Here is a 26,808-nt window from a genome sequence, read left to right as displayed (position 1 = left end):
AGGCATGACCATACTCTTGCCGCCCCCGAAATGCTTTTAGGAATTTGGAGAGGCGACAACTAGCCTGACACCGGGGGGCGATGAGGCCGACCCTGTGGGAGCAAGCTTGCTCGCGAAGAGGCCGGCCCATCCAACATCACTGCAAACTGACACACCGCCTTCCCGAGCAAGCCCGCTCCCACACTGGATTTTCGACAGTCCCAAAATGCACATGCGCCGCAGAACCCTGTGGGAGCGAGCTTGCTCGCGATGAGGCCGGCCCATCCAACATCACTGCAAAACTGACACATCGCCTTCGCGTGCAAGCTCGCTCCCACAGGACAAACGCGGTCCCATCAAGAACTAGGTGGGCTATCAAGCCGCCTCGGGAAGGACATTGATCTCGGGCGCCCACGCCGCACGGTCTACCCGCCAATTTTCCCTTAAGAACCCCGCAAGCATGCCGATACAACGCGGTAGATCCGATTGCGCCGGCGCCCTAGCGGGATCCCGCCGAAAGATATCCCAGGCGTTCACACGCCTGTGCCCATGTGATTTTTCAGGTTTGACCAGAATCGGACCTCAGGTGATAAACCATGTCAGCCCACGCCAGGACCGAACTGGAAGGGGCCCTTGCCGTCTGCAAGGGTAGTTTTCTTTCCGTTGGTTTTTTCAGTTTTTTCGTCAACTTGCTGATGCTCGTTCCTTCGTTCTACATGCTGCAGGTGTATGACCGCGCGGTAGGCAGCGCCAGCGTGTCGACGCTGTTGATGCTGACGCTGATCATGTTGCTGTTGATGATCACCATGGGCGGCCTGGAGTGGGTCCGTTCGCGGATCATGGTGCGGATCAGTACGCGTCTGGATACGCTGCTGAGCCAGCGTCTGTTCGATGCCAGTTTCAAGCAGGCGCTCAATACCAGTGGCCTGAATGCCACGGCCCAGCCTTTGAGCGACCTGAACGGCTTGCGCCAGTTCCTGACGGGCAACGGCCTGTTCGCGTTTTTCGACGTGCCGTGGATTCCGATCTACCTCGCGGTCATGTTCATGTTCCATCCCTGGTACGGCTGGATGGGAATCGTCAGTGCCGTGTTGCTGGGGGCGCTGGCCTTCGCCAATGAAAAGCTCACCCATGCGCCGCTGCAGGCGGCCAACCGTGAACAGATGGCAGCCACTGCGCTCACCCACAAAAGCTTGCGCAATGCCGAAGTGGTGGAATCCATGGGCATGCTTGCCAGCCTGCGCCAGCACTGGAGCGGGCGAACCCATAAGATTCTTGCCCTGCAAAGCCTGGCCAGCGACCGCGCCGCGACCATGACCTCGGTGTCCAGGACGTTCCGGCAAATCGTTCAGTCGCTGGTGCTGGGCCTGGGCGCCTATTTGACGATCAATCACGAGATTTCGTCCGGGCTGATGATTGCCGGCTCGATTTTGCTGGGGCGTGCGTTGGCGCCCATCGATCAGTTGATCGGCGTATGGAAAGGCATCCTGGGCGCCCGTGCGCAATACGCCCGGTTGCACGAATTGCTGCTCAAGGTGGCCGCCGAGCCTGAGCGCATGCCGCTGCCGGCACCTGAAGGGGCGATTCGCGTCGCGGGCCTCTCGGCGGGGGCCCCGGACGCGCGCACAGCGATTATTCGCGGCGTGAAGTTCCAGGTGAGCGCAGGCGAGGTGGTGGGCATCATTGGGCCCAGCGGCGCGGGGAAGTCGACCCTCGCCAGGGCATTGCTGGGCGTTTGGCCAAGCCTGGCCGGCACCGTGCGCCTGGACGGTGCGGACATCAGCCAATGGCGTCGGGAGGAGTTGGGCCAGTACATCGGTTATCTGCCCCAGGACATCGAACTCTTCGAAGGCTCGATCAGCCAGAACATTTCCCGCTTTGGCACGGTGAACGCACCGGCCGTGGTCGCCGCCGCGCGGATGGCGGGGGTCCATGAATTGATTCTGCACCTGCCCGATGGCTACGACACCTTGATCGGTGCCAATGGCGGTGGATTGTCCGGCGGCCAGCGACAACGTATCGGCCTGGCTCGCGCCTTGTACGGAGAACCGCGCCTGGTGGTGCTCGATGAGCCGAACTCCAACCTGGATGATGCCGGCGAAAAAATGCTCGCCGAGGCGCTGCAAAAGCTCAGGCAGAGCAGGGCCACGGTGTTTGTCATTACCCATCGATCCGGGGTGCTGGCGCAGGTGGACAAACTGCTGGTGCTCAATCATGGCGAACTGAGTCTGTTCGGGCCGCGGGACCAGATCCTGGCACGCCTGCGAGACGCAACACCCGCGGCCCGCCAGGCTGCCGCGATTCAACCGTAGGAAACGGATGAGCCATTTCATGCAAAACACTAAGCACTCATCCGCCGCCTTGCCCATCGATGACAGGCCGATACGCCGCGTCGGTTACGTCATGCTGCTGGTCACGTTTGGCCTGTTCGGTGGCTGGGCGGCATTGGCCCCGCTCGACAGCTCGGCACTCGCGCCGGGCGTGGTCACGGTCAAGAGTTACCGCAAGACGGTGCAGCATCTGGAAGGTGGCATTGTGCGCGAACTGCGGGTGCACGACGGGGACTTGGTAAAAACCGGTGATGTGTTGTTGGTGCTCGACAATACCCAGGCACGTTCGGACATGGAAACGACCCGCAGCCAGTTGATCGCCGCGCTCCAATTGCAGGCCCGGTTGGAGGCTGAACGTGACGCGCTGCCCGAACCAGTCGCGGTGCCGACCCTGGACCTCGCGGACCCGCGGGTACAAGAAGCCCGCGACAGTGAAGCGCGAATTTTCCAGACTCGACGGACCTCGTTGCTGGGCGAAATCGGCTTGCAAGAGACGACCATCGGACAAATCGAGGAACAGGTTCGCGGATTCAAGGCCATCATCGCCAGCAAACAGATGCTGGCCGCCTCCTATCAAGAAGAAATAGTCGACTTGCGGGCACTGCTTGCCGAAGGCTACGTGGACAAACAGCGCCTGCGCGAGCAGGAGCGCAGCCTCGCTCGACTGCAAACCGAAATCGCTGAAAGCCAGTCCGAGATCGCGCAAGCGCGGGTCCATGTCGACGAGGCGAAGTTGAAGATCCTGCAGTTGAAGAAGGCCTTCGCCAGCGAGGTCGCTGGCCTGCTGGGCGATGCGCGGACCAAGGTGTACGAATTGCGCGAGCGATTGGCAACCCTGCAGGACCGCGATCAGCGTACCGATATCCTCGCGCCGGAGTCCGGAATGGTCATGGGCATGACCGTCCACACCCTGGGTGCCGTGGTCAGCCCGGGCACTGCGCTGCTGGACATCGTCCCGGCCAACGAGGAGCTGATCGTCGAGGCCCAAGTGTCGCCGATGGACATCGACCGCATTGCCTTGGGCAAGTTGGCGGACATTCGCTTCAGCGCATTCAAGAGCAGCACCACGCCCGTCATCGAGGGACGGTTGGTGCAGATTTCCGCTGACCGCCTGATCAACAAGGACACTGGCGCAGCCTATTACCTGGCACGCGTGGCCCTGACGGACAAAGGGCGCCAGACGCTGGGCAACCTCACCCTGGTGCCGGGCATGCCGGTCGAAGTGCTGGTCAATACGGGGGCGCGGACGCTGTTGCAATACTTGATACAGCCGGCGAGCAACGTGTTCGCTCGTTCGTTGATCGAGGACTGAGATGAAGCGCTTGATCATGATGTGCCTGGCCCTCATGCCGTTGGGAGTCCTCGCTGACGACACGTATGTTGACCTGTGGCAATTGCACCAGGAAGCGCAGGGGGCTGATCCGCGCATCCTGCGGGCACAAGCCCTGACCCGCAGCGGCGAGGGCAAGGAGCGCGCAGCCTTTGGCCAATTGCTGCCGCAGCTCAATGCCAGCAGCAGCCTCAACCGCAGCCGGCGCGACGATGACCTGAACCGTATCCAGTACAACGGCAAGCGTATGGCCGTGGTGCTCAACCAGGTGATCTATGACCCGCAGGTCTGGCGCAGTTATCAGAAGTACATCGAGTTGACCCGGCAGAGTGGCTATGAGTCCGACGATACCCGGGTGCAGGCCAGCATTGATCTGTCCGAGCGCTACTTCGCCGTGCTTGCGGCGGAAGACGAACTGTCGCTGGTGCGCAGCGAACTGGAGGCGACCGAGCGTAACCTCAAGCGCGTCAAGGCCTTGTACGCGCGGCAGATGGCGATGGTCACCGACGCACTGGATCTTGAGGCGCGGGTGGATGCGCTCAAGGCTGACGAGATCGAAGCCAGCAACAAAGTCCTGGTCAATCGTGAAGCCATCTCTGAACTGGTGGGGCGCGATGTCAGCGAGCGATTCAAGCGCATTGGCGACAATCCAGCCTTCAGTCTGCCGGCGCAAGCACAAGACGATTGGGTGCAGGCGGCGCTGGACAGCAACCCGGCGCTGCACGCCCGCGAGCACAGTGTCCGCGCCGCCGAGGCGGCCATCGCTGAAAACAAGGCGGGGCATCTGCCTCGGCTGGGGCTGAACTTGACGGCGCAACGCAGTGACATCGGCTATGAAGGCGCCGTGACGCCGCGCTCGGACAACCTCGTTGCTTCCCTGGACTTGCAAATGCCGCTCTACAGCGGCGGTTCTACCCGTGCACGGGTATCGAGTTCCGAAAGTGACAAGGAAGTCGCCCAGCAAGAACTGGAAGCCTTGCGACGCCAGGTCATCAAGGAAACCCGCACGGCTTATCTTGGCATGACGGCCGAACTCAGTCGGATCAAGGCAACGCGTCGCGCGCTGGAATCGGCTGGAAAGTCACGGATAGCCACGGAAAAAGCCTTCGGCTACGGCGTCAAGAATGCGGTCGATGTGCTCGATAGCATCAAGGAAGAGTTTCGTGCACGGCGTGATTTCTATCAGTCCCAATACAAGTTCGTGACCAGTTTGCTGGTGTTGCATCGCTGGAGCGGGCGATTGGGCGATGGAGATATTCGCCGGGCCAATGAATGGCTGGTTGCGCCATAGATCAGTGGATTAAAGACATGAAAGATGGCTAAGTAATATCACTTTCGCCGTTTCTAATGCAAAATACCCTTTTTTGTAGCGGCCGCATTTCGGAAGGCCGCAGATTGCTCATAGGAGACTTCACATGCCCACTCCGGTTGGTTATTCATACACTTCGTCGGCAACGCTGACCGGCAATGCACAAGTCGACAGCTTGCTGGTTGGTACCTACTGGATGGGCAACACCTGGAGCACCGGTACGTTCACCACACCCCTGACGTACAGTTTCATGACTGAGACTTCGCGTTTTGCTCGCTCCTACAGCAGTGACAATGAGTATGAGGCCAGCTACGTCCTGACGTCAGCCCAGCAAAACGGCATTACCAGTGCGCTCGGCATGTGGGGTTCGATCGCCAACATCAAATTCACCCAGGTCAGCGAATCCTACACTGCGGTAGGCGACCTGCGGTTCGGCGGCTATCTGAATATGGATAGCGACACCGCAGCCTGGGGCTATTTCCCCGCCGACACCCCCAGCGGCGGTGATGTCTGGCTCGGGCCGGTGACGAGCAACCCGACCCCGGACAAGGGCACTTACGACTATCTGGTTTTCATGCATGAGATCGGCCATGCACTTGGTCTCAAGCATCCGTTCTCCCAAAGTCTGTCAAACACCACGGTGCTTGCAGCCCAGTTCGATGACGTTCGCAATACGATCATGAGTTACAACACCTCGTATTCCTATGAGCCCACCACCCCCATGGTGCTGGATATAGCCGCCATCCAAAGTCTCTATGGGGCCAACACTCAATGGCAGACTGGCAATAACACGTATCGCTGGGAGTCCGGCCAATCAGTTTTCGAAACGATTTGGGACGCCGGCGGCAAAGACGCGATAGATGCGAGCAATCAGATCGCAGCCGTGCGCATCAATTTGAATGAAGGTCAGTTCAGCAAACTTGGCCAGGCGGTCATGGACCTCAGCACCCAGACGGCTTGCAATGAAGGGCTGGCGATCGCGTATGGCGCCAAAATCGAAAATGCCATCGGATCAGCCAATGACGACACCCTGATCGGCAATGCGCTGGCGAATGTCCTGAATGGCCTTGCTGGTAAGGATGTCATGGCAGGTGGTGCCGGCGGCGACTTCTACATGGTTGACAATATTGCGGACGTTGCCAGTGAGACCAGCACCCTGGCCAGCGAAATCGACACGGTGCTCTCCTCGGTGAGCTGGGGCCTGGGTGCCAACCTGGAAAACCTCACGCTGACCGGCAGTGCCCAGGTCAACGGTGGCGGCAACTTCCTGAATAACGTGCTGACTGGCAATGCCGCCAACAACGTGCTGGACGGCGGCAGGGGCATCGACACGCTGATCGGTGGTACTGGCAACGATACCTATGTGGTCGACAACCTCAAGGACATCACCCGCGAAACCAGTATCCTGGCCGGCGAAATCGACACCGTGGTCTCGTCTGTAAGCTGGGGGCTGGGGGCCAACCTGGAAAACCTCACGCTGACCGGCAGTGCCCAGGTCAACGGTGGCGGCAACTTCCTGAATAACGTGATGACCGGCAACGCCGCCAATAACGTGCTGGCCGGCGGAGCAGGGAACGACAGGCTCGACGGTGGTGCTGGCAACGATACCCTGGTTGGCGGTACTGGCACCGATACCCTCATTGGTGGCGCCGGGGCCGACCGATTTCTCTTCGGCGCATTGAGTGAGCTGGGTAAAGGCAGTGGTCGAGACGTCATTTTCGATTTCAGCACTCTCCAGGGGGACAAAATCGACCTGTCGAAATTCGACGCTAACGTCCTGACCGCTACGCTCAATAAATTCAGTTTCATCGACTCGAATGAGTTCACGACCGCCGGGCAACTGCGTTTCGTCGACCACACACTTTACGGAAACGTCAACGGTGACCTGGGGGCGGATTTCGAAATCCAGCTCGTGGGTGTCAATACCCTTGATGCCACCGATCTGATCGCCTGACCGAGCGGTTCAGGGCCTATAAGAATGATCGGGCCCTGAACCATTTGCATTCATTTCCCGCAGGGCTACATAGCAGCCCTTTTTTTATACGCTTCACCTTCAAGATGCAGTCGCTCAAGTGCATAAGCTCGTCGACAGCCTTGTTAATTCAAGGATGTCAAACGAATCGCGACTATTGGCTTTATTGATGTCGATCAGCATCAAAATCATTGACTGCTACGATTATGATCATCATCATAAGCCTGCCAGTCGATGAAACGCGCTGATGTCGGATCCCTGGACCACCACAGTTGCGATCTTCTGACCGGATAACCTCGATAACCGGAAGGAAACTCATGATGATCAACAAACCCGTGGCGTTGGTGACTGGTGCTTCATCCGGCATCGGAGAAGCCATCGCCCATAAGCTCGTTGCGGCAGGCTACAACGTCTATGGCACCAGCCGGCGAGGCGCGCGCGCCGGCCAGCAGGGCTTTCCACTGCTAATGCTGGACGTCACCGACGATGCCAGCGTCGAAGCGGCCATCCAGGAGCTGTTTCGATTGGAGGGGCGGATCGATCTGCTGGTCAATAACGCCGGCTTCGGCATTGCGCCCGCAGCGGCGGAAGAGAGCTCAATCGAGCAGGCCAAGGCCCTTTTCGATACCAACTTTCTCGGCATCGTACGCACGACTCGCGCGGTGGTGCCGCATATGCGACGCCAGGGTGTCGGACGCATCATCAACATTGGCTCCATCCTCGGCGTCGTGCCTGTTCCTTATGCCGCGCTCTATTCGGCCAGCAAGCATGCAGTGGAAGGTTATTCCCAGGCGCTGGATCACGAGTTGCGTACACACGGCATCAGGGTCACGGTGGTCGAGCCCGGCTATACCAAGACCCAATTCGAGAACAACAACCTCCAGCCCGACGCCAAGCTCGACGTGTACGAGGACATTCGGATAAAAGTGACCCAAGTGGTGAACCAGGCCATGGCGACCGCCGACGGTCCCGACGTGGTGGCCAATGTGGTGCTCCAGGCCGCGCGCGCCGCACGGCCGAAGTTGCGCTATACCGCTGGCAAGGCGGCTGGTCAGTTGCAGTTCCTGCGCAGCTTTGCTCCGGCGCGCTTGCTGGACTCGGGTATCCGCAAGGCGCTGCAGCTCGAAACCAAATGGCCGTCCCAGGCACACTGATGCTAACGGTTGTTGCTCCTGTTGCATTGCAGGGCAGCGCTGACGATCGGTTTGAACAACAGGATAAAAAACATGACATTCAAGGCGCTGCTCACGAGTAAGACCGGCGAAGCGATCTCGACGCAACTGGTCGACTTCAAAGACGAGGACCTGATGGCCGGTGACGTCACCGTTGCGATTGAGTTCTCGACCGTGAACTACAAGGACGCCATGGCCCTGAGCGGGCGCTCGCCGGTCATACGCCAGTTTCCGCTGATTCCGGGCATCGACTTCGCCGGAATCGTCGAAACGTCCAGCCACCCGAGCTTCGAGATTGGCGACCGCGTGCTGGTCAACGGTTGGGGGCTGAGCCAGACCCACCATGGTGGCTTTGCGCAGAGGGCACGGGTAAGCGGCGACTGGCTGGTGAGGATCCCGCAGGTATTCTCCACCCGCGAAGCCATGGCCATCGGCACCGCCGGTTACACGGCGATGCTCAGCGTGTTGGCGTTGGAGCAAGGTGGGCTGACCCCGGATCGGGGCGATATCCTGGTCACTGGCGCCAGCGGTGGCGCCGGCTCGGTGGCCATCGCGCTGCTGTCGGGCCTGGGTTATCGAGTGGTTGCCTCAACCGGGCGTCAAGAGGAAGCCGATTATTTGCACGGTCTCGGCGCGGCGCAGGTCATCGACCGCAACACCTTGTCCCAGGCAGGCGCACCGATCGGCAAGGAACGCTGGGCCGGCGTCATTGATTCGGTGGGGAGCCACACCCTCGCCAATGCCTTGGCACAAACCCAATACCGTGGCGTTGTCGCTGCCTTCGGCCTGGCCCAGGGCGCGGATCTTCCGGGCTCGGTGCTGCCATTTATCCTGCGCAACGTGACCCTGGCCGGTATCGATTCGGTCAATGCTCCGCAAGCGGTGCGCTTGCACGCCTGGACGCGACTTGCCCAGGACCTGGATTTGAGCAAGCTGGCCCGCACCACCCAGGTGGTTGGCCTGGCAGAGGTTCCGGCCGTTGCCGGTCGGGTGTTGGAAGGCAAGGTGCGCGGACGCACGGTCGTAGACGTCAACGCATGAACAACGCTTCCCGCGCTTTCCGTTACCTGGCAACCGTTTCGGCGCTGTTGTTTTTTGCCTTGGCGATCATTTGGTTACTCACCCCGGCCACGTTGCTGGCCAACTGGGGCGTGGTCTTCGACGGCGGTGTCACAGGGTTGGTAGGCCGGCGCGCGGCACCGCTCTATGCAGGCATCGGGGTTGCGCTGCTGTTGGCGCGCAATGCGCCGCCCTCGCCAGGACGAACCGCCGTGGTGGCGGGGTTCGTCATCACGTGCCTGCTGCTTGCGCTGTTGGGGCTGGGCGAGTGGGCCGTGGGCCATGTCGAGGCGGGCATCTTGCCGGCGGTGCTGGTGGAAGTTGCCCTGGCGCTGGGGTTCTTGTTCGTCGTTCGTGCCGAGGGCAGGGCAAAGGCTCATGGGTAAAACCCCTGCGGATGACGCTAAGCACCACAAGGTATTGGCATCTTCTTCCAACGCCTCATCAAGTCACAGCATGCGGCGCAGGACATCGTTTCGAGGGTCGCGGTCATAAAACCGGTGCTTGAGGGCGCCGGCGACGTGCACCAGGATCAGGCCGAGCAGGGTATAGGCGAGCACTTTGTGCAGCCACTGGAAGACGACGAACCAGTCGTCATTCTTGCCCAGCAGCTCCGGAAGGTTCCCCCCAAAGAAAAACACGCCGTCGCTCATCGTGTAGGTGCTCGACATCGAGTAGCCCATCAACGGCACGATCACCAGTAGTGCGTACAGCGTGCGGTGCGCAAGTCGCGAGGAAACCCGCTCATAGCGCGCCAGCGTCTCCGGCGGTTGCGGCAGCCTGGCCGTTTTCACCCTCAGGGCGATCTGGACCAGGACCACCAGGAATGCCAGCACCCCAAAGGATTTGTGCCACGCGTAGTAGAGCTCATATTTGCTCGCCACTTCGTCATCGAGCCCCGTCATGTGCCAGCCCGCCCAGAGGAGGCCGGCGATGAGCACGGCGCGCACCCAGTGCAAAATCCGCAGGGACGTCGGATACCGATCAATTATTGTTTGATTTGCCGGATTCATCGCGGTCTCTCCATCCATCATCAAGGCATCGAAATGCGCAGTTGAACGGCCACCCTCTACGGCACAGCGGCTTGGAAGGTGGCCGGGTCAATGCGGGTTATTTTGAGCTGGGCAGCAGTACGGTAATGACCTTTTCCTCGGTGTAGGCCAGCGCGCCGCTGAATCCGCCTTCTCGGCCGATGCCGCTGGCCTTGACGCCGCCCCAGGGCAGGTTGGCGTCCAGTGGGCTCCAGCAGTTGATGCCTACGGCACCGGCCTTGATTGCCGCCGCGACGCGGTGCGCTCGCGCCAGGTCGCTGGTCCAGACCGTGGCCGCGAGGCCGTAGGAGGAGTCGTTGGCCAAGGCAATCGCCTCATCCTCGCTGTCGAACGTGATCACCGTGCCGACGGGGCCGAAGATCTCATCCCGGGCGATCGCCATGTCATTGCGGGCGTTGGCGAAGATTGTCGGCCGGACAAACCAGCCTTGTTCAGGGGTCGATACACCGCCGGCCAGCAGGGTCGCACCTTGGTCGATGCCCAATTGGATGTAACGGTTGACGCGATCCAATTGCGCTTTCTTGGCCACCGGCCCCATCTGCACGCCCGGTTGGCGAGGGTCGCCCACCTTGACGGCGCGCGCGGCATCGGCCAGCGCGGCGGCGAAGCGATCGGCGAGATTGCGTTGGACCAGGATGCGTGAGCCGGCCGCGCAGACCTGGCCCTGGTTGGCGAACAGGCCGAGGGTGCAGCCGAACAGCGCATCGTCGAAGGAGGCATCGTCGAAGACGATCTGCGGGCTCTTGCCGCCCAGCTCCAGGGCCACGCGCTTGAACAGCACGCCGGCGGTGCGCTGGATCTCGCGGCCGGCTTCAGGGCTGCCGGTGAAGCTGATCTTGTCGACATGTGGGTGTTCGCACAGGGCACGACCCACCTCGTTGCCGTAGCCGGTCACGACGTTGATCACGCCGTCAGGGAAACCCGCTTCCTGGGCCAGCGTCGCCAGGTGCAAGGCCGACTGGGGTGTCTCTTCCGACGGTTTGATGACCACGGTGCAGCCCGCCGCCAGCAGAGCGGCGAGCTTCCAGACGGTGATCATCAGCGGTGAATTCCAGGGAACGATGGCGCCGCCCACCCCCCCGGGTTCCCGCACCGTGTATGAAAGGGACTGGGTGCCGAAGTAGCCGCCGGAGGGAATGGTCCGTCCCTCGAGCTGGTTGGCCCAGCCGGCGGAGGCGCGCAGGTTGGCGACCGCATTGGGCACGTCCAGCCGGCGTGGCTCGATCGGCGAGCGACCGATGGCGTCGGCGTCCATATCGGCCAGCACGTCGGTGTCGCGCTCCACCAGATCCGCCAGTTTCGATAGCAGTCGAGCGCGCTGGGCGCCGTCAAGCTGGCTCCAGGCGCCACGTTCGAGCTGGTTGCGTGCGGCCGCCACGGCACGGTCGACGTCTTCAGCGGTGCCTTGGGCGCAGCTGCCGTAGACTTGTTCTGTGACCGGGTTGACCAGGTTGATGCGGCGCCCGTCGGAGGCTTCGAAGGACGTACCGGCGATGAAGTGTTTTAAGTGCTTAGTCATTTTTGGAGTCCATGGGGTGATGGGCAGCGTCGAGACATCTCACGCCTCGAGGGCGTCCAGGGCGTCGCCGAAGATGTCCAGTGCCTTGAAGAACAGCGCCCGTGAAATCGTCAGCGAAGGCATGACCCGCATCACGTTGCTGTAGCGCCCGCAGGGAATCATCAGCACGCCGTGGCTGAGCAGGTAACCCATGAGCTGGCCGATCTTTTCCGGTGCCAGTGGCGCCTTGGTGGTCGGGTCCGAGACCAGCTCGATGCCGATCATCAGGCCGCGACCGCGTACCTCGCCGACCAGCGGGCTGCCGAAGCCACGGATACGTTCCTGCGCTTCCAGCCCCAGTGTGTGGGCGCGGTTGAGCAGATCGAGCTCCGGGTCCTGGAGGATGCTGATGTTGGTCAATGCCACTGCCGCGGACAACGAGTTGGCGGCGAAGGTGTTGGGCATCGATCCGTCAGGAATCGCCGCCGCCAGGTCCGAACGCATGATCAGGCCGGCCATGGGCAAGTCGCTGCCGATGCCCTTGCCGAACGTGAGCATGTCGGGCTTCACGCCGGAATGCTCGACCGCCCACATCTTGCCGGTACGCCCCGCACCGGACTGCACTTCATCGACGATCAGCAGTGCGCCGCTGCGGTCGCAGGCCTTGCGCAGCAGTTGCAGGAATTCTGGCGAGGGGGGCACGTAGCCGCCTTCGCCTTGCACCGGCTCCACGATCACGGCAGCCACGTCGTCGGCGGCGGTGTAGGGGGTGTTCAGCAGGTAATCCACGTACTCACCGGCGATCTGCTCGGCGCTTTTGTGGGTGGTGTCGAAGGGGAAGCGATAGGCATAAGGGTAGGGCGCGTGAATGACGCCACCCATCTGGGCACCGTAGCCCTTGCGGTAAGCCGTGCCTGTGGTGAGCGCGCCGGACGCGTTCCACACACCGTGGTAGCCACCGTGGAAGGCGATGATCTGGTGCCGCCCGGTGACGCGCTTGGCGAACTTGATGGCCGCCTCCAGCGCATCGCTACCGCTTTGGGTGAAAAACGTGATGCAGTCGCCGCGCAAGCCGTCGGGTGCGATCTCGGAGAGCTTGGCGGCCAATTCGGTGCGCCGGGTGCTGTTGACTTCCAGGGCGTGCATCAGCACTTCGGACTGTTCGCGAATGGCCTGCACCACCTTCGGATGGCAGCGACCCACGCTGCTGACGCCCACGCCTGCGGACAGGTCGATGTAGGTATTGCCGTCGGCGTCCTTGAAGGTCGCGCCGAACGCCCGGTCCATGGCCACCGGCATGCGTCCGCCGCCGCGGGCCATCGACTCGGTACGCGCCGACAGCGCCAGGGCCTCGGTGGTCTTGGGGCCGGGGATGGTAGAGGTTATCCGCGGGGCATCCGCGAAATGGAGGGATTCAAGTTTGGCTTCACTCATGACGGTCTCTCAGGATGTCGGTTTCAGTGTCTCGATCATCCTCGTGGCCCGATCCTGGCCGGTAGCCCGAATCGGCACATTGGGAGGCTGCGGCGTACCTTCCTTTCGAAGATCTGGCGTTCCTGAAAGAAAATTTGCAGAATTCTCTTAATGTGAGAATATCGATCGTGAAGGCGATCTAAAAACAAGAATATTGGCCGAGGCTTTCGTCATCATGAAAAACCTGAACATCAGCCACTTCCACGACATCCATGTCCACGCCGCCACCGTCCAGGAGTGGAGCCAGGACTACAATCAGCTGACCGCTGGTTCGGCTGAGAGCTCACTGATCCAGTTGACGACGCCGCGTTGCCACGTCTTTCGCGAGCAGATCAACCAGCGTGTCGTGCAGCACGGCGTGGCTCCTCGGGGCAAGATGTGCTTCGCCGTACCGATCACCGTCCCGGGTACGATCCGGATGCAGGGGCGGGAAGTGGACGACAGCAGCCTGTTCTTTCTTCATGGTGGCGAGGAATTCATGTTCCACATGCCGATGGGCATGGAGCTGCTGGCGATCACCTTCGAGCGTGAGTTGTTCGAGCAAGCGTTGGCGCAAACCGCGTCGGCCAAGGAAATCGCTCAGTTGCTACGCCAGCCGGTGATCAGGCTTTCCACCCAACGCTACGCCGAGGCTCGCCGTCGAATGCTGGCGGCGTTCTCCCAGGCGCTCTTGAGCGAAGAACTCGACAACGCACAAGACCGGGAAATGGCACTGGAGCAGACCATGCTCGACGAATTGCTCCAGTTGATGACCGACCCCGCCTGCGACAAGCACCAGCGCGCGCCCAGCTCCACGCGCAGTTACATTGTCGAAAAGTGTCACCGCCTGGCGACCGCGCAATCGAACAACGTGCCCAGCGTGGATGAGTTGTGCCAGCGACTCCAGGTGAGTCGCCGTACCGTGCAGAACAGCTTCCGTTCGGTGACCGAGACGACGCCGGTCAATTACCTGCGCTCCGTAAGGCTCAACGGCGTGCGCCGAACCTTGATGTCCACCCCAGCGGCGCATCTCTCCATTGGCGATGCCGCGGCCCAGTGGGGCTTCTTTCACCTCAGCCATTTTGCGGCCGAGTACCAGGCGCTGTTCGCGGAGTTGCCCTCCCAGACCACGCGCGCTGCCATCGGCGGTTGTGCGCTTGCTTGAGCATTGGCCTGCACAAGGACGTAGAAAAGATGAATAGCCTTCGCCGCCTGCTCAGGGTCTTCGACTTGTTTCGCCCTGAGCGGCCGGTCATCGATGTGGACGTCATTTGCCGGGAGCTCGGCTACACGCCTGCCACCGCCTATCGTTATCTGCGCGAACTCGGCGACGCGGGTTTCTTGAAGCGATTACCGCGGGGCTATGCGCTCGGCCCACGTATCGTCACGCTGGAGCATCAGATGACCCACTACGATCCATTGCTGGCCTGCAGCCGGGGCCTGGTCGACAAACTGGTGGCCGACACCGGCCTGGATGCGCTGGTCAGTGAATGGCATGGTGACTCGGTGGTCAATGTGCTGATCCAGCGGGGCTCCGACGCCGGCCCGGAGGGGGGCGACCGGGGACGGCCGATCGATCTTTTTCACAGCGCGACCGCTCGGGTCGTATTGGCCTATTTGCTGCCGCGCCAGATTCGCCGCATCTACGACTTCCACGCCAATCCCGCGCAAGTGCTGCATCAGGAACTGGAGTGGAAGCCGTTCACCAAAGGGCTGCTCGCCATCCGCAAACAGGGCTATTGCATCAGCGAAAGCGAGCTGCACCCGGGACGCAGTGGCGTCGCGGCACCGATCTTCGACGAAAAACGCCGAGTCCTCGGGAGCATGACCCTGGTGGGGCGCAGCGAGCGGTTCCGAGCGTTTCAGCAGGATTACCTGTGCGACTTGGTCACCGGCGCGGCGTCGCAACTGACGGCGCGTATTGCCCAGCAGTGAAGTGAGAGGGGCCACACGCCCTCATGTCTGTCAGTTAAGCGAAACAAAGGCGGGCAATAACCCTGTGGCGAGGGAGCTTGCTCCCGCTGGGTCGCGAAGCGTCCCTGTTTCTGGGGCTGCTACGCAGCCCAGCGGGAGCAAGCTCCCTCGCCACGGTTTGTGTGTTTGTCCGTGGTATCCACTTAACTAACTGGCATTAGCCCCAGGCCAGGCTTTTTTGAGGCGAGCGCGGCGATTACCGATTTGGGCTAATGGGGCGTTCAGGGAGAGGCATAGGATCGAATCCAGCGTGCAACAAGAACAATAACGCTATCGGGTGACGGTGAGCATTTGACAGCACCGATCCTACAGCGCCTGCCTCATACAATAAGGTCAAGAAAACATGAGTGTACCTCTCCCGGTCAATAGCTCCACGGAGCTCAAGCGTGGGGCCTTGGGTGTCGGCTTCATCATCTTCTTCGTGGTGTCGGCGGCGAGCCCCTTGAGTGTCATCGCCGGCGGCTTCCCCATTGGCATCATGCTGGGCAACGGCGCCGGCACACCGGCGTTGCTGATCCTGGCCTTGCTGGTGTTGCTGGCATTTTCGGTGGGCTACACCACCATGTCCCGGCATGTGACCAACGCCGGCGGTTTCTACGCGTTCACCTCCCGCGGTTTGGGTGGCTTGGCCGGTGGCGCAGCGGGAGTGTTGGCGATGTTTGCCTACAACATTCTCCAGGTCGGCCTGTACGGCATGTTCGGGGGCGTGGTCAGCGGCACGATGGCCAGCGTCTTTGGCCTGGATTTGCCATGGTGGACCTATTCACTCCTGGCGATGGCGAGCATCGCGATCCTCGGCTATCGCAAGATCGACCTGTCGGCCCGGGTGCTGTCGGTGATCGTGATCGCCGAATACCTGGCGATCCTGCTCCTGGATTTTGCGATCCTGAGGACCGGTGGCGACAGCGGCATCAACCTCGACGCGTTCGATCGCAGTCACGTGTTCAGCGGTACGCCGTCCATCGGCTTGCTGTTCTGCTTCGCGGCGTTCATCGGCTTCGAGGCCACCACCATCTACGGTGAAGAAGCCAAGAACCCGGAGCGGACGATCCCGATTGCCACCTATTGTTCGGTATTGTTGATCGGTGGTTTCTACGCGCTGTCGGTCTGGTCGATGGTCATCGGTGTTGGGGCGGACAAGATCGTGTCCACGCTCCAGGCCTTGCAGGACCCGACGACGTTTATCTATGGCATGTCCGACCACTTTGTCGGTCCGCACCTGACCCAGGTCATCCGCGTGCTGTTCATGGTCAGCATCTACGCCGGGCTGCTGGCGTTCCACAACGCCGCGGCCCGTTACTTCTACGCCATCGGACGTGACGGTTTGCTGCCCAGCCGCTTGGGCACTACCCACCGCGTCCACCAGAGCCCGCACATGGGCTCGGCGTTGCAGAGCCTGATCTCCGCCGTGGTGGTACTGATTTTCGCCGCCATGGATGCCGACCCGATCCTGCAACTGTTCGCCTGGCTGTCCAACCTGGCGACGTTGTGCGTGATTCTGCTGATGGCGCTGACTTCCGCCGCGGTCTGGGTCTTTGCCCAGCGCCACCCCGAACTCAAGCTGGGAATATGGCGTGGGCGGATTTTTCCTGGTTTCTCTTGCGTGGCCCTGTTGGCGGTCCTGTTTATCGCGGTGGTGCATTTCGATGTGCTGACAGGTGCGAGCAAGGCTTTGTCATATGGCCTCTGCGCGATCATTCCGGCGGCGTTGCTGGTGGGTGTGTTCCTGGCGGCGCGACTGCGCAAGGTGGAGCCGCGGCGGTATTGGGTGTTGGGGAGCCATAAGCTCTAGGCGTCTGCACCGTATCGATGGCGCAAGCTCCGCTGAGCACTTACGGATGCATCTCCGTCACGGACATGGTGAATACCAACTTGGATCTGCCAGCGTTGGAGTAGGAATGGGGAACATCGGTCTTGGCCACTGCCGAGCTCCCCGCAGGGATGACCAACTCCGTTTCCCCAACCACGCATTTGAGCGTGCCTTTCTCCACATGAAAAAGTTCAAGCGTGCCTTGAGGGTGCCCAGGTGACGCGAAGGCCTCGCCTGGGTGCATTTCCCAGCGCCACAGCTCGATCATATTGGGGCCGGACGTTCCTGCCAGAAGTCGCGCCGTCCCTCCCTGGTCCCCGGTCCAGAGCGTGGGAATGTCCTGGCTGTCGATGATATGGGCAGAGGGGGCTTCGGTCACATTGACGATGTCTGCAACGGACAAACCCAGCGCGGCTGCGATTTTGCACAGGATGCCAATGCTGGGGTTCGCCGTACATTTTTCAATTTCGACGACCATTCCTTTGCTCACCCCTGAACGCCGGGAAAGCTCATCCAAGGTGATCTTCTGCGCCTTGCGTGCCTGTTTGAGCGTGCGCGCGACGGCCAGGCTGACGGCTTGAGCGTCAGCACCCGGGGTCGTCGACAGGCTGGTATTCATGGTCATTGATGAGGGTCATGCCGAGAAGAAAATGTGCCGGGATTCTCGGTCTATACCGATAGGCCCGTCAATCGACCCATTCGTTATAGTGGGTGATGCTGGTCATTATATTGACTTTGTTGGTCGGCGCTGGATAGCATGAAATGACATTTGGATTCCTGGAGGTTCTTGATGCTGTCCGTACTGCCGTTAATCGATCGAGCCGTTGCAGAGCTGGTCCCGGGGTTCAGGGCTCTGAGCATTGTGGTGCAAGCTGCGCCGCTGACCCATCCTGAGGTCGCTCAGGCCGCGCTGGACCGGGCTTGCAAGGCAGTGCGGGAGGGTGGGCCAGGCTGGGGCGAAGCACATTTGGCCGCATGGGCCGATACATTCCGAAAGTTTGGAGCCAAGCCGCAGCGCACGCCTTGTTCAGCCGAGGCGTTGCGTAAACGGGTGTTGCGCGACGGCAGCTTGCCCAGCCTGGATCCCATCGTCGATCTCTATAACGCCATCAGTCTTGAGTACGCCATCCCTGTTGGCGGGGAAAACATCGAAGCCTATGTGGGCTCCCCACGGTTGGTAGTCGCCGATGGCACCGAGCCCTTCGACACCCTGAAAGAAGGGGCTCCTGCTGTCGAATATCCAGACGCCGGCGAAGTGGTCTGGCGCGACGACAAAGGCGTGACCTGCCGTCGCTGGAACTGGCGGCAAGGTGTCAGGACCCGTCTCGATGCGGAGGCGAAGTGCATGTGGTTCATTCTGGAAAGTTTGCCGGCGATGCCGCTTGAAGCCTTGACGGAAGCGGGGGACAAACTGATCGAAGGTTTGCAACGAATGATGCCTGGCGTCCAGATCGAGAGTTCGTTGATAGGGACTGGGGCTAAATAGTCGACAGATAATCCTGGGCAAGTGAGCAGGCAAGTAAGCTAGGCTGTTCGCACGACAGGCCGTCGGTATTCGACGGCCTGAAAACAAAGGCGCTATCAATGTCGAAGCATTTGCTGTTGGGCTGGACCCGTTCCTTGTGCGTGCTTGCTGCCTTGAGCGGCGCGGCCACCATGGCAGTTGCTGCCTCGCCTGAACAAACCGCTACGGCGGCATCGGACACGCAATCGGTGTCCCTGGCAGGCGGCAAGCTGAAGTTCGTGCTCAACGGCGTCGAGACCCGTATCTTGAACAGCGAGAACGGCGGCACGATGTACTTCGATCCGAAAAGCGAGCGGGCCATCATCGTTACCGAAGGTCTGGCACCGACTGCGGGTACCACCCCGGACGCTGCGTTTCGCCTTGCCGTGGATACCGTGAAGGAAAAGCAGCAGGCCGCGTCATCCAACTTTCGCATGACTAGCGAGAAAATCATTCAGGTGAACGGCTTGAAGATGCACCGCCTGGACGGCACCGACGATTTCAACGGCCTGCAACTACTGATGGCTTCGTTGATGACGATGAACGATCAGAAGATCACCATCATCGAAGTGATGTCCAGCGTAAACGACCCGGCCGGCCATACCGCTGCGTTGAAGAACATTCTGGGCGAGTGAACCCCATCTCCTGATTCCTTGCGCTGCATTCTAAATCTGAGGCTACGTGCGCAGCGTTTTGCGAGGGGGCGCGAAAGCCGTGGGCTTTGATGTACTGGAACTCTATTGCAGGCTATCGGGATCGCCGAAAACATTTTGACTGGCTTTAGGACGGTGGTTTCAGGTCGCGAAATTTTTAGCGTGCCCCCATTTTTGCCCCCAACGCTAACCAGGCTCGGGCGGAAGGCAAGATTTCACCAAGCATACGGTTCTTAACTGCCCCAATAGTTCTCTCTGCTTTTGGCTTTTATGGATGATAAATCCATTAAATTGTGGCTGGACCTAGAAATTAATCGATAAGACACAGGTTTGGGGAATTAAGTCCCTTGATAGGGGGGGGCGTTAATTCTATAATTTTGGGGGTTAACTGGCACAGAATGGTCTTGGTGCACACTATGTTGGATTTAAGCTTCAGCAAGCCGAGCGAGGTCGTCAAGCGCCTCTGCGATCGCTTGCGTACAGAGCGCTTGGCGCTGGACATGACACAGGCCGACTTGGCCGGACGTGCCGGCATCGGCACAAACACAGTGTCCAACCTTGAAGCAGGGCGCAATGTCGGATTCGAGAACGTCGTTCGTGTGGCGATGGCTCTTGGTCGAACCAAGGAACTTGAAGGCCTGTTCCTGCCAAAGCTGGACAGCATCGAGGATATTCGGCGCTACGAAAACAGCGCCAATCGTCTTCGTACAAAGAGGAAGTCCGGCAATGCTTGAGGAGGTGAACGTCTTCTACGAGGGCTGGGGTGAGCGATGGCAATGGGGCACGCTCGTCTCCACGACTGCCCTGACCGGTCGCCCGCTGATCGTATTCCAGTACAGCAATGAAGCCAGGCAAAGGGGCTTGGAACTGTCCTCCTACACGCTCCCGTTGGAGGGGGCTCAGTTGCGCCAAGATTTTCCAGACCACCAACTGTACTTGCCAGGGCCTGTTTACGACTCCTTGCCCGATGGGTGGGGCATGTTGCTGATGGACCGTATGTTCAGGCGGCGCGGGCTCACCACGGCGCGCATCGGCTCACTGGAGCGGCTGGCCTACATCGGTTGCAATGCAATGGGGGCCATGACGTTTGAGCCCGTGGCACCAGAAGGGCAGGAGTCTGAAGTCCATATCCCCCTGGAGCAGCTTGCCGCCGAAGTGCAGGAAGTGCTCCATGGAGACGGTGGCGAGTTCCTGCAGACGTTGCTGCTGGTGGGTGGCTCGCCTCAAGGTGCAAGGCCTAAGGCCCTCGTCTATCGCGATCCAGAAACTGGCCGTTTTACCACTGCCGTTACGGCGGGCTTTGAAGCTTGGATGGTCAAGTTCCCGGCGAAAGAAGAGCATGCCGAGGTGTGTGCTATCGAAATGGTCTACGCCGAGTGCCTGCGCATGTGCGGCATCAAGACCCCTGAGACGCAGTACTTCAGTCTGCCTAATGGGTTGGCTGCGTTTGCCAGTAAGCGATTTGACCGTCGGGATGGTCTGCGCGTACCCATGCAAAGCCTCGCGGCCTTTACGGGGGCAAATTACCGGTCTCCGGGGGTGTTGGACTACGTCAACTTCTTGCGGGCAACACAGATGTGTACTAACGACGTGCGAGAGATGGCGGTGGCCTTCGAACGTGCCGTCTTCAATGTTGCGTTCAACAACCGAGACGATCATCCCAAAAACTTTGCCTACATCATGTCGCAAGACGGCCAGTGGAGATTGTCGCCGGCTTACGACGTGACCTTCTGCGAGGGGCCGAGTGGATATCACCAGATGGATGTGATGGGGGAAGCGCTGTCGATTTCTCGCACGCAAATGCTTCGGCTTGCCGAGGAAGCCGAGGTCCCCCCGGACGTTGCCGGCAGAATGATTGACGGCATTTGCGATGTGGCGAGCCGGTTTGCAAGCATCGCCGAAAACCTATACCCACAGGTTATTACTCGAGACACCTTGCGCACGATCCAAGGCCGCATCGATCAGAACGTAGCTCGGTTACACCGCGGTCATGCGGGCAGCGGTCGCCGTTGAAGATCGGGAGGAGCGGGCGACTCTCATGATCGATGCTGCCGTGTGCTTTAAGCACTTAGGGCCCTGTGCCGCCGAAGACGTGGGTGTTGCCGGGCAACCTTTTTAACCATCCAAAGCATGCCCTCAGATGCCCCCAATGTAGAAATCCACTGGAAGTGAATGGATCTCCATGGTCTATGAAAAGGCAAAAATGAGCAGCTAAACAGCCTGCCCGACGAAACCTAAAGACTCTCAGGGTCGCCGAAAAACATTTTGACTAGGCTCTAGAACAATATTTTCAGGTAGAAAATATTCAAATATGCCCCCAATTTTGCCCCCAGTAGCATCAGGTTCACGAGCGAACGCGAGTGGCGATTCCTGACAGAGGCCATGATGGATCAGGATGGCATTCAATATACCTTCATCTCCACGGCATCAACTAAGCCATGGAAGAGCTCAACAAAAATAGAGGCCTCCCCACGATTCAAGGCATTGGCGCGTGGATACCATTCCGTGGAGCAGGGGCACAACCACGCGGCGTGCCCTCAGGCTTTGGAAAGAACCAGTGCCTGAGATTGCGAGGCAACAAATGCTTGAGCCGTTGCACCGTGACCGGTCGCGCGCCAAACCTGCGCATGCGTGTGCCAGTCCCAGTGCCTGTAGAGCGTGTTTGGCGCGACGTGTGTCCATTGTTTGGCCTTAGTGCGCTCGGGTGGCTGTGCTGTGCACCGTGCCCAAGGCACCGATCAGTGGGAGGGGCAGTTTGATCAGATCCCTCAGGTCAGGGCGCGGGGGAACAGTATGTGGTAGAAGGCATGGGCCACCAAGGCCCAGAGTTGGCCCGCGTTAAGTGACATTAGCCGGTCGGACAGTTCGACCGCGAGGTGAAAGCGGCTGATGGTGCCGACACGGTCTTGCAGGAGGCCGTGGCTGATGGCTTGGAGATGGTAAAGGTTGGTGGTTTGTACGTCAGTTGAAGGTGGCACATGATTTCGCTCCTTTGATAGGTCGAGACCATAGCAAGGGAGTGTTAGGTGACACCCTGAGGGTTTTGCAAAGGCTTCAGCTCACATCAACCAAGAAAATGATGCTTAATTCGAGGTGATTTCTTCGGGCGTTTCTGTTGAACACCAGCGTATCGGCAGGATGAGGGAAATGGCTGCCTTATGTTGGGGTTCTACATAAATCGGCAGCTCAAGGATCCCAACAGCTTTGGCGACTGCGTAGCGGTTATTTCCGCCTTGAAAGATCACCTCACCGGTTTTTAACGGTTTTACCAGCGGTGGAGACACCGGACCAGCATGGGATAAATAGGCGATCATAGAAGACAGTTTGTCCTTGAAACCGCTGCCCCAGAGTTCCTCTAAGGTGTCTCGCCGGCTGAAATGGCCGAGCTTCTCGTCAAGGTCCGACAAAGTGACCCACCCGAGTGCAAACCCCTTGGGGTAAAGCTCATGGAATGACTCGGCCGGCGTTGCATCCAGTGAGTGGCGTTGAGAGGGGGCAGAGGTGTCCCAATTGAAACTCAGCGATGGCCACTGCGACGGTGGAAGTCCGCCCAGTTGCTTGGCTTCACAGACCGCTTGGTCGTTGAGTTTTTGACGCTGGCGGAATTCGGAAAGCCCTTCGCCGCGGATTTTGGCCAGGGCTTCCTTGAAGCTTTTAGGGCTCAAACTCATGCGCGAGGCTCGGCTTGTCCGGCGCGAGCAGGTTGGCGAAGCGTGGAGTCATCGACACGTGGGCATCTCATCGCTGCAACGGTCCGATGAGGATTGACCAAAACAGTTCTGCACCACCTTCCTGGGTCAGTTTTTGTGAGCGTGAAACATGCATGGCCATACCCAGTGACTTGAGGAATAGTGACTGATCATCATGATCCACCGAAAGCATCTCGTTAAAGCCACCACGAGCAGACGCACTGCTGGAGAATTCAATACTTCGTCCGCCCATCCCGCCAAGTGTTACTGAACATTCGCTGGCTTTATTGCCCTGACGATAGATCGCGCCGGTGAAGGTATTGCCGTCGATGCGGCGAAATTGACAGCTGATCCCGTCATTGCGTGCTTCCAACTCCTGCAGTGAACCCTCGAAAAAACGTGAGATGAAGTCAAACGATTCCTGCAAGTACCTATCAGCATCCAATTCACTGAACGTCTTTTTAAGGGCGAGGTTGCTGGAGCGAGGGGGTGCAACTACTGACGCTGAGAAAGAGGGCACACCTGGTACGGCAAGTGGGACAGGCGAGGTCACTGCCGGTGAAATGCGCGTCACCACAGCACGGATCTGCCGAGCGACATCGGTGTAGGCCTCGTCGTAATTCGGCCATGTCGTGATGGCTTTGCCATCCTTGGGCGCAGCGAGCAGATTGCCCAGCGGAGTCGAATGCCAATCACAGGGCCGGACGATCACTGGGATGATCCGGGCTTCTCCTGTGGCATTTCGCTCCAGGGCCCGTGTCATTTCGATGGAATAGCAATAGCGGGAATCGAGAAAGCTGGAGCTGACGAGCAGCAGGATCACATCGGCTGCGTTGATTTGTAGGTCAATTTCATTTCCGAGATGCTGCCCGGCCTGTATGCGCCGGTCATGCCATGACTCGATAAGCCCTTCGTGCCGCAATGACGCCAAGTGTTTTTCCAGCTGATCACGGTATTGCTCGTCATCATGCGAATACGAAAAAAAAACCTTTGCCATTGTCGCTCCTGACCTTCCCGTGATTGAACGTGCGCGTCCACACTGTAGTGCCGAAATAGACCATGTGCCCTGTGGCAACTCAAGAGAAATATTCGCACAAGGCTGGACTGGGCGCGCATGCGCTTACCGCATCAAGGTGGTGACTGGAAGGATGAACAGGGCCGGCGTATGCCACACCGACCCGTTGTCCCTTCTGTCACGCCGCTTCAGCCAAACCTTTCCAAGGTCTAGCCGGCAACGCCATCAACTTCCCGCCCAATACCTCAAACTCCGTTGCCCGATCATAGTCATCCAGTTCTTGACTGAAATGCGTCACCGCATTCACCAAGCCATACGCCGACAGCTCAGCCACTTCAGTCAAGTGCCGCAGCACGCCGGTGCGCTAATGTCCGGCCAGGCTGTATCGCTGCCCCAGCACCTCTACGGTTCTCACCGGGGCGGCGCAAGATATTCGCCAATTGCTGATCACGCCATCGACGCGCCTCGTGGCAGCGGATCGATTCTCGACAACACAGATATAACGCCAAAAGTTCTCGGTGCATGACGGCGTCTGCTTTCATCAACGCCAGCAACTCGGCTGCCAGTGATGGATCGCGGCCGACGCGTTGATAAAAACTGACCCAGACGCGTTCTTCCTCGCGACAGATGCTGCTGCGACGTTGACAGGGGGAGGAATGGTGCATGGCTGTTCTCCTTATAAAAGAGAACACCGCTCCCCGGAGGGAATTCGAATTTTCCCTTGGTAGGCGTACAAAAAGGAAGGCGCCATATCTTGCGGCTGGGGCCTCTCAGTTGGCGCGACCGTTTGCGCGGTCGGCAACACGTATGATCCCCATGCTGGGGTCGTCAAAGGCCTTCAGATACCAAGCCATATCGCTCTGTTGAAAAAAACACTTTGGCAGGTAACGACTGCAACGCCAGCGCTGCTGGACTTCAGGGTGCTGTAGCACCGTTGAGCGCTTGGCAGACAGGATGTCTGCAATGAGCGCGGGCAGAGTAAAACTGGTGCTGATCGTTCATCAATCACGTTAGCCTGACGGTCTCGTCAATGGGGTGCTTTTTCGGCCAATGTCGCTGAGAAAATCCTGGCGACAGTACCGATGCGGACGCCGTATATCGCAGTGTGACAGGGGTGCCCGCCCCGGTGGTTTGACTAGTGTTTTTTAGAAGGTGCGATCGAAACTGCTTGGCGATCCGGGGCTCTGAACAGCAATTTCTGGGGGCTCGTGTCAGAGGATTTCAGGCTTACTTTTAGTTCGCCATTCGTGCCTGTTATCTGAAGCTGCGAAGCTGCTGACCGACCAAGTTCTCGCCATGCCCACAGTAAAGGCGTACTCGCGTTCCAGGTCGCCCCCATGGTTGATAAGTGCGGGAACAACTGATATTGCTCCAGCTCGGTGTCTGTGTACGTTTGATGAGCGTGATACACCGTCAACATGCAGGAAACAGGATGCGTCTGTGTTTCACACTGCTCCGCGTTCAGTGCTGAATGAACCTTTTCCTGATTCCACGCCAGCTTGATCAACCAGACGTTCATCGCCGGCAAGAGCTTATCTTTACCGTTGCCTTTTAGCGCTACGATGCTGCCTTGGAGGACTGGATTGTTCCAGGCGCTGACATTGTACGCGCGCTGATCGGCAGGGATGTTTCCTTCCCGTTCAGCGATACGTTGAGCGCACAACTTTGAAAAGTCCTCAAGCATCGGAAATGTTAAGTCATAGCCGGCCTTGTTGAGAATCTCCCGATCCCAGCACAGCCCCTCGAAACGGCCTTCAATGTCCGCTTCAGCATCTACCAGAATGATATCGGGAATGCCTCGCCTAACGAGGCTGATCAACCCCAGGTTGTCGGAGCCACCGCCGTCGCTAAGGCGAATGGTGCCTACGCCCTCACCGAAGGGATGGTCTTTAACGTTGACGCCCCATCGGGCGGCAGGCAATACCGTACTGACCCATTGCACCTCACGCCAGTGACTGGTGCCAAAGCCCTGGAAGTCACCCGCCGCCGCAGAGGCTCTCACGGATCCGGGAAGTTCAGGCAGCATGTCCGGGTAGTCGGCTGTTGAGAGGTAACCTGATGCTTCTGAGCCGTAGCTGAATGGTGTCAGTTCAAAAATCGAGCGTTCATCGGGTTGATTTTGCTTGGGGAGAACGGTGGTGTTGATGATCCAGAGGGGCAATGGCCGAGCATTACCGGGCTGCTCGTTATCCTGTGACTGGAGCAGCTTATGATCCAATTGCCGCAACTTTTCCCATGTATGAACTCCAGGCTTTACATAAGGACCGCCGAAGAGATCGGTATCGGCGTTGGCAAATTCAACCTTCTCGCCAGCGGTATGAAGTCGAGGCTCCGGTGTCAGGCCCCAGGTACGCGAGATACCTTCCTCGTATTTGCGCCCCAAGTAGCTGTCTGGAACAAAGGGGAAGCGCAAAACCTCCAAAACCGTTGCCAGTGCGACGGGAAATGCCCCGGCGCTAGGGCCACTGCCATTTTCGCCGTTAAAAACGACCGGGCTTCTTCGAAACACGTCCGGGTAGCGGGCGAGTTGGGCCTGCCAACGATAGTCGTCTGTTGCACCGGTCCATTGTTGACCTGACCACTTCAGATTACAGCCTGGAAGCTCCTTGAGGCCGAGCAGGTTGTTCTCGTTCTGTCTGAGTAGCCTGAGGTTTACCTCCTTGTCTTCCTTATCGTATTTAACCCACCAATCTGGTCGACAATCTTCAAAGGCTTCCTGATACTTGAAATTATCTTGATCCGCGTCCAAGCGCCGTGCAAACAGCCAATAAGCAGCATAGCCACCGCCAGAAACCGACGAAATGACATCTACTTGATCCAGCAATTTTGTATCGTTCAAACCATTCAGCACGCCGAATGCGAACACTCCGGCACGGGTTCCTCCACCGGATAACGCCAGACCAATACGAGGTGCGCCGCGCCGGATTCTTTCTTGTGCGTAATCTTTTTTAATCGAGTCAGCGTCTGCGCTCGCCAGGGGGGAGCGTCTTTCCATTCGCGTGTCGGGGGG

At 59.4% G+C, this 26,808-nt stretch carries 24 protein-coding genes; 14 read left to right on the top strand and 10 right to left on the bottom strand.

Annotated features, from left to right (window positions below):
- Positions 1-575 precede the first annotated feature (575 nt).
- The 7 genes from HGO40_RS25590 (at position 576) to HGO40_RS25560 (ending at position 9,537) form a co-directional block, all read left to right on the top strand.
- Positions 576-2,291, top strand: coding sequence for a type I secretion system permease/ATPase (locus HGO40_RS25590; RefSeq protein WP_250965300.1), 1,716 nt, complete (start codon positions 576-578; stop codon positions 2,289-2,291).
- Between the two features lie 19 nt (positions 2,292-2,310).
- A complete protein-coding gene (locus HGO40_RS25585) occupies positions 2,311-3,621 on the top strand; it encodes an HlyD family type I secretion periplasmic adaptor subunit (RefSeq protein WP_250965299.1) in 1,311 nt (436 codons plus the stop codon).
- Position 3,622: 1 nt separating this feature from the next.
- Positions 3,623-4,930: a TolC family protein gene (locus tag HGO40_RS25580; RefSeq protein WP_250965298.1), complete on the top strand. Its 1,308-nt coding sequence runs from the start codon at positions 3,623-3,625 to the stop codon at positions 4,928-4,930.
- A 124-nt stretch (positions 4,931-5,054) separates the two neighbouring features.
- Entirely contained in the window at positions 5,055-6,902 is a 1,848-nt protein-coding gene (locus HGO40_RS25575; RefSeq protein ID WP_250965297.1) for a M10 family metallopeptidase, read from the top strand.
- 338 nt (positions 6,903-7,240) lie between these two features.
- Positions 7,241-8,074 carry an oxidoreductase gene (locus HGO40_RS25570; RefSeq protein ID WP_250965296.1) on the top strand — a complete coding sequence of 278 codons (834 nt, stop codon included), beginning with the start codon at positions 7,241-7,243 and terminating at the stop codon, positions 8,072-8,074.
- 72 nt (positions 8,075-8,146) lie between these two features.
- On the top strand, positions 8,147-9,133 hold the full coding sequence (gene acuI / locus HGO40_RS25565) for an acrylyl-CoA reductase (NADPH) (RefSeq protein ID WP_250965295.1): 987 nt from the start codon (positions 8,147-8,149) through the stop codon (positions 9,131-9,133).
- The gene (locus HGO40_RS25560) at positions 9,130-9,537 is read left to right on the top strand and encodes a hypothetical protein (protein ID WP_250965294.1); all 408 of its coding nucleotides are present in this window, start codon (positions 9,130-9,132) and stop codon (positions 9,535-9,537) included. Before acuI ends, HGO40_RS25560 begins: the two co-directional genes overlap by 4 nt.
- 63 nt (positions 9,538-9,600) lie before the next feature.
- On the opposite strand, the gene HGO40_RS25555 is transcribed toward HGO40_RS25560, so the two are convergent.
- The 3 genes from HGO40_RS25555 to HGO40_RS25545 form a co-directional block, all read right to left on the bottom strand.
- On the bottom strand, positions 9,601-10,164 hold the full coding sequence (locus tag HGO40_RS25555; protein ID WP_250965293.1) for a cytochrome b: 564 nt from the start codon (positions 10,162-10,164) through the stop codon (positions 9,601-9,603).
- A gap of 97 nt (positions 10,165-10,261) precedes the next feature.
- Entirely contained in the window at positions 10,262-11,722 is a 1,461-nt protein-coding gene (locus HGO40_RS25550; RefSeq protein ID WP_250965292.1) for an aldehyde dehydrogenase family protein, read from the bottom strand.
- Positions 11,723-11,761: 39 nt separating this feature from the next.
- Positions 11,762-13,135, bottom strand: coding sequence for an aspartate aminotransferase family protein (locus HGO40_RS25545; protein ID WP_186706735.1), 1,374 nt, complete (start codon positions 13,133-13,135; stop codon positions 11,762-11,764).
- Between the two features lie 214 nt (positions 13,136-13,349).
- Here HGO40_RS25545 and HGO40_RS25540 point away from each other — a divergent pair, with 214 nt between their 5' ends.
- The 3 genes from HGO40_RS25540 (at position 13,350) to HGO40_RS25530 (ending at position 16,919) form a co-directional block, all read left to right on the top strand.
- Positions 13,350-14,318 carry a helix-turn-helix domain-containing protein gene (locus HGO40_RS25540; protein WP_250965291.1) on the top strand — a complete coding sequence of 323 codons (969 nt, stop codon included), beginning with the start codon at positions 13,350-13,352 and terminating at the stop codon, positions 14,316-14,318.
- Positions 14,319-14,347: 29 nt separating this feature from the next.
- Complete coding sequence (locus HGO40_RS25535) at positions 14,348-15,088, top strand: IclR family transcriptional regulator (RefSeq protein ID WP_250965290.1); 741 nt, start codon at positions 14,348-14,350, stop codon at positions 15,086-15,088.
- 382 nt (positions 15,089-15,470) lie between these two features.
- Positions 15,471-16,919 (top strand): APC family permease, encoded by a 1,449-nt coding sequence (locus HGO40_RS25530; protein ID WP_250965289.1) that lies wholly within the window; start codon positions 15,471-15,473, stop codon positions 16,917-16,919.
- 40 nt (positions 16,920-16,959) lie between these two features.
- Here the strand turns inward: HGO40_RS25530 and HGO40_RS25525 are convergent, their stop codons facing one another.
- Positions 16,960-17,562, bottom strand: a complete 603-nt coding sequence (locus HGO40_RS25525) for a helix-turn-helix domain-containing protein (RefSeq protein WP_250965288.1) — start codon at positions 17,560-17,562, stop codon at positions 16,960-16,962.
- Positions 17,563-17,727: 165 nt separating this feature from the next.
- Between HGO40_RS25525 and HGO40_RS25520 the strand changes: the two genes are divergently transcribed.
- The 4 genes from HGO40_RS25520 (at position 17,728) to HGO40_RS25505 (ending at position 21,107) form a co-directional block, all read left to right on the top strand.
- Positions 17,728-18,423: a B3/B4 domain-containing protein gene (locus HGO40_RS25520; protein WP_250965287.1), complete on the top strand. Its 696-nt coding sequence runs from the start codon at positions 17,728-17,730 to the stop codon at positions 18,421-18,423.
- Positions 18,424-18,521: 98 nt separating this feature from the next.
- A complete protein-coding gene (locus HGO40_RS25515; RefSeq protein WP_250965286.1) occupies positions 18,522-19,076 on the top strand; it encodes a DcrB/PsbP domain-containing protein in 555 nt (184 codons plus the stop codon).
- Positions 19,077-19,510: 434 nt separating this feature from the next.
- The gene (locus HGO40_RS25510; protein ID WP_008053646.1) at positions 19,511-19,828 is read left to right on the top strand and encodes a helix-turn-helix domain-containing protein; all 318 of its coding nucleotides are present in this window, start codon (positions 19,511-19,513) and stop codon (positions 19,826-19,828) included.
- Complete coding sequence (locus tag HGO40_RS25505) at positions 19,821-21,107, top strand: type II toxin-antitoxin system HipA family toxin (protein WP_250965285.1); 1,287 nt, start codon at positions 19,821-19,823, stop codon at positions 21,105-21,107. The genes HGO40_RS25510 and HGO40_RS25505 overlap by 8 nt, the downstream gene beginning before the upstream one ends.
- 755 nt (positions 21,108-21,862) lie before the next feature.
- Here the strand turns inward: HGO40_RS25505 and HGO40_RS25500 are convergent.
- The 6 genes from HGO40_RS25500 to HGO40_RS25475 all read right to left on the bottom strand — a co-directional run.
- Entirely contained in the window at positions 21,863-22,072 is a 210-nt protein-coding gene (locus HGO40_RS25500) for a hypothetical protein (RefSeq protein ID WP_250965284.1), read from the bottom strand.
- Between the two features lie 105 nt (positions 22,073-22,177).
- A complete protein-coding gene (locus tag HGO40_RS25495; protein ID WP_213624562.1) occupies positions 22,178-22,765 on the bottom strand; it encodes a transcriptional regulator in 588 nt (195 codons plus the stop codon).
- Between the two features lie 67 nt (positions 22,766-22,832).
- The gene (locus HGO40_RS25490) at positions 22,833-23,780 is read right to left on the bottom strand and encodes a toll/interleukin-1 receptor domain-containing protein (RefSeq protein ID WP_213624563.1); all 948 of its coding nucleotides are present in this window, start codon (positions 23,778-23,780) and stop codon (positions 22,833-22,835) included.
- A gap of 196 nt (positions 23,781-23,976) precedes the next feature.
- The gene (locus HGO40_RS25485; RefSeq protein WP_250965283.1) at positions 23,977-24,141 is read right to left on the bottom strand and encodes a hypothetical protein; all 165 of its coding nucleotides are present in this window, start codon (positions 24,139-24,141) and stop codon (positions 23,977-23,979) included.
- Positions 24,134-24,463 carry a hypothetical protein gene (locus HGO40_RS25480; RefSeq protein WP_250965282.1) on the bottom strand — a complete coding sequence of 110 codons (330 nt, stop codon included), beginning with the start codon at positions 24,461-24,463 and terminating at the stop codon, positions 24,134-24,136. The genes HGO40_RS25485 and HGO40_RS25480 overlap by 8 nt, the downstream gene beginning before the upstream one ends.
- Positions 24,464-24,933: 470 nt before the next feature.
- Positions 24,934-26,808 (bottom strand): patatin-like phospholipase family protein (locus HGO40_RS25475; protein WP_250965281.1); only part of this gene is annotated, 1,875 nt, incomplete at its 5' end.

It is taken from the genome of Pseudomonas sp. CG7 (genome assembly GCF_023701885.1).
Taxonomy (GTDB): Bacteria; Pseudomonadota; Gammaproteobacteria; order Pseudomonadales; family Pseudomonadaceae; genus Aquipseudomonas; species Aquipseudomonas zanjanensis.
The sequence above is the reverse complement of the archived record's forward strand: the minus strand, read 5'-3'. Positions and strand labels throughout refer to the sequence as shown.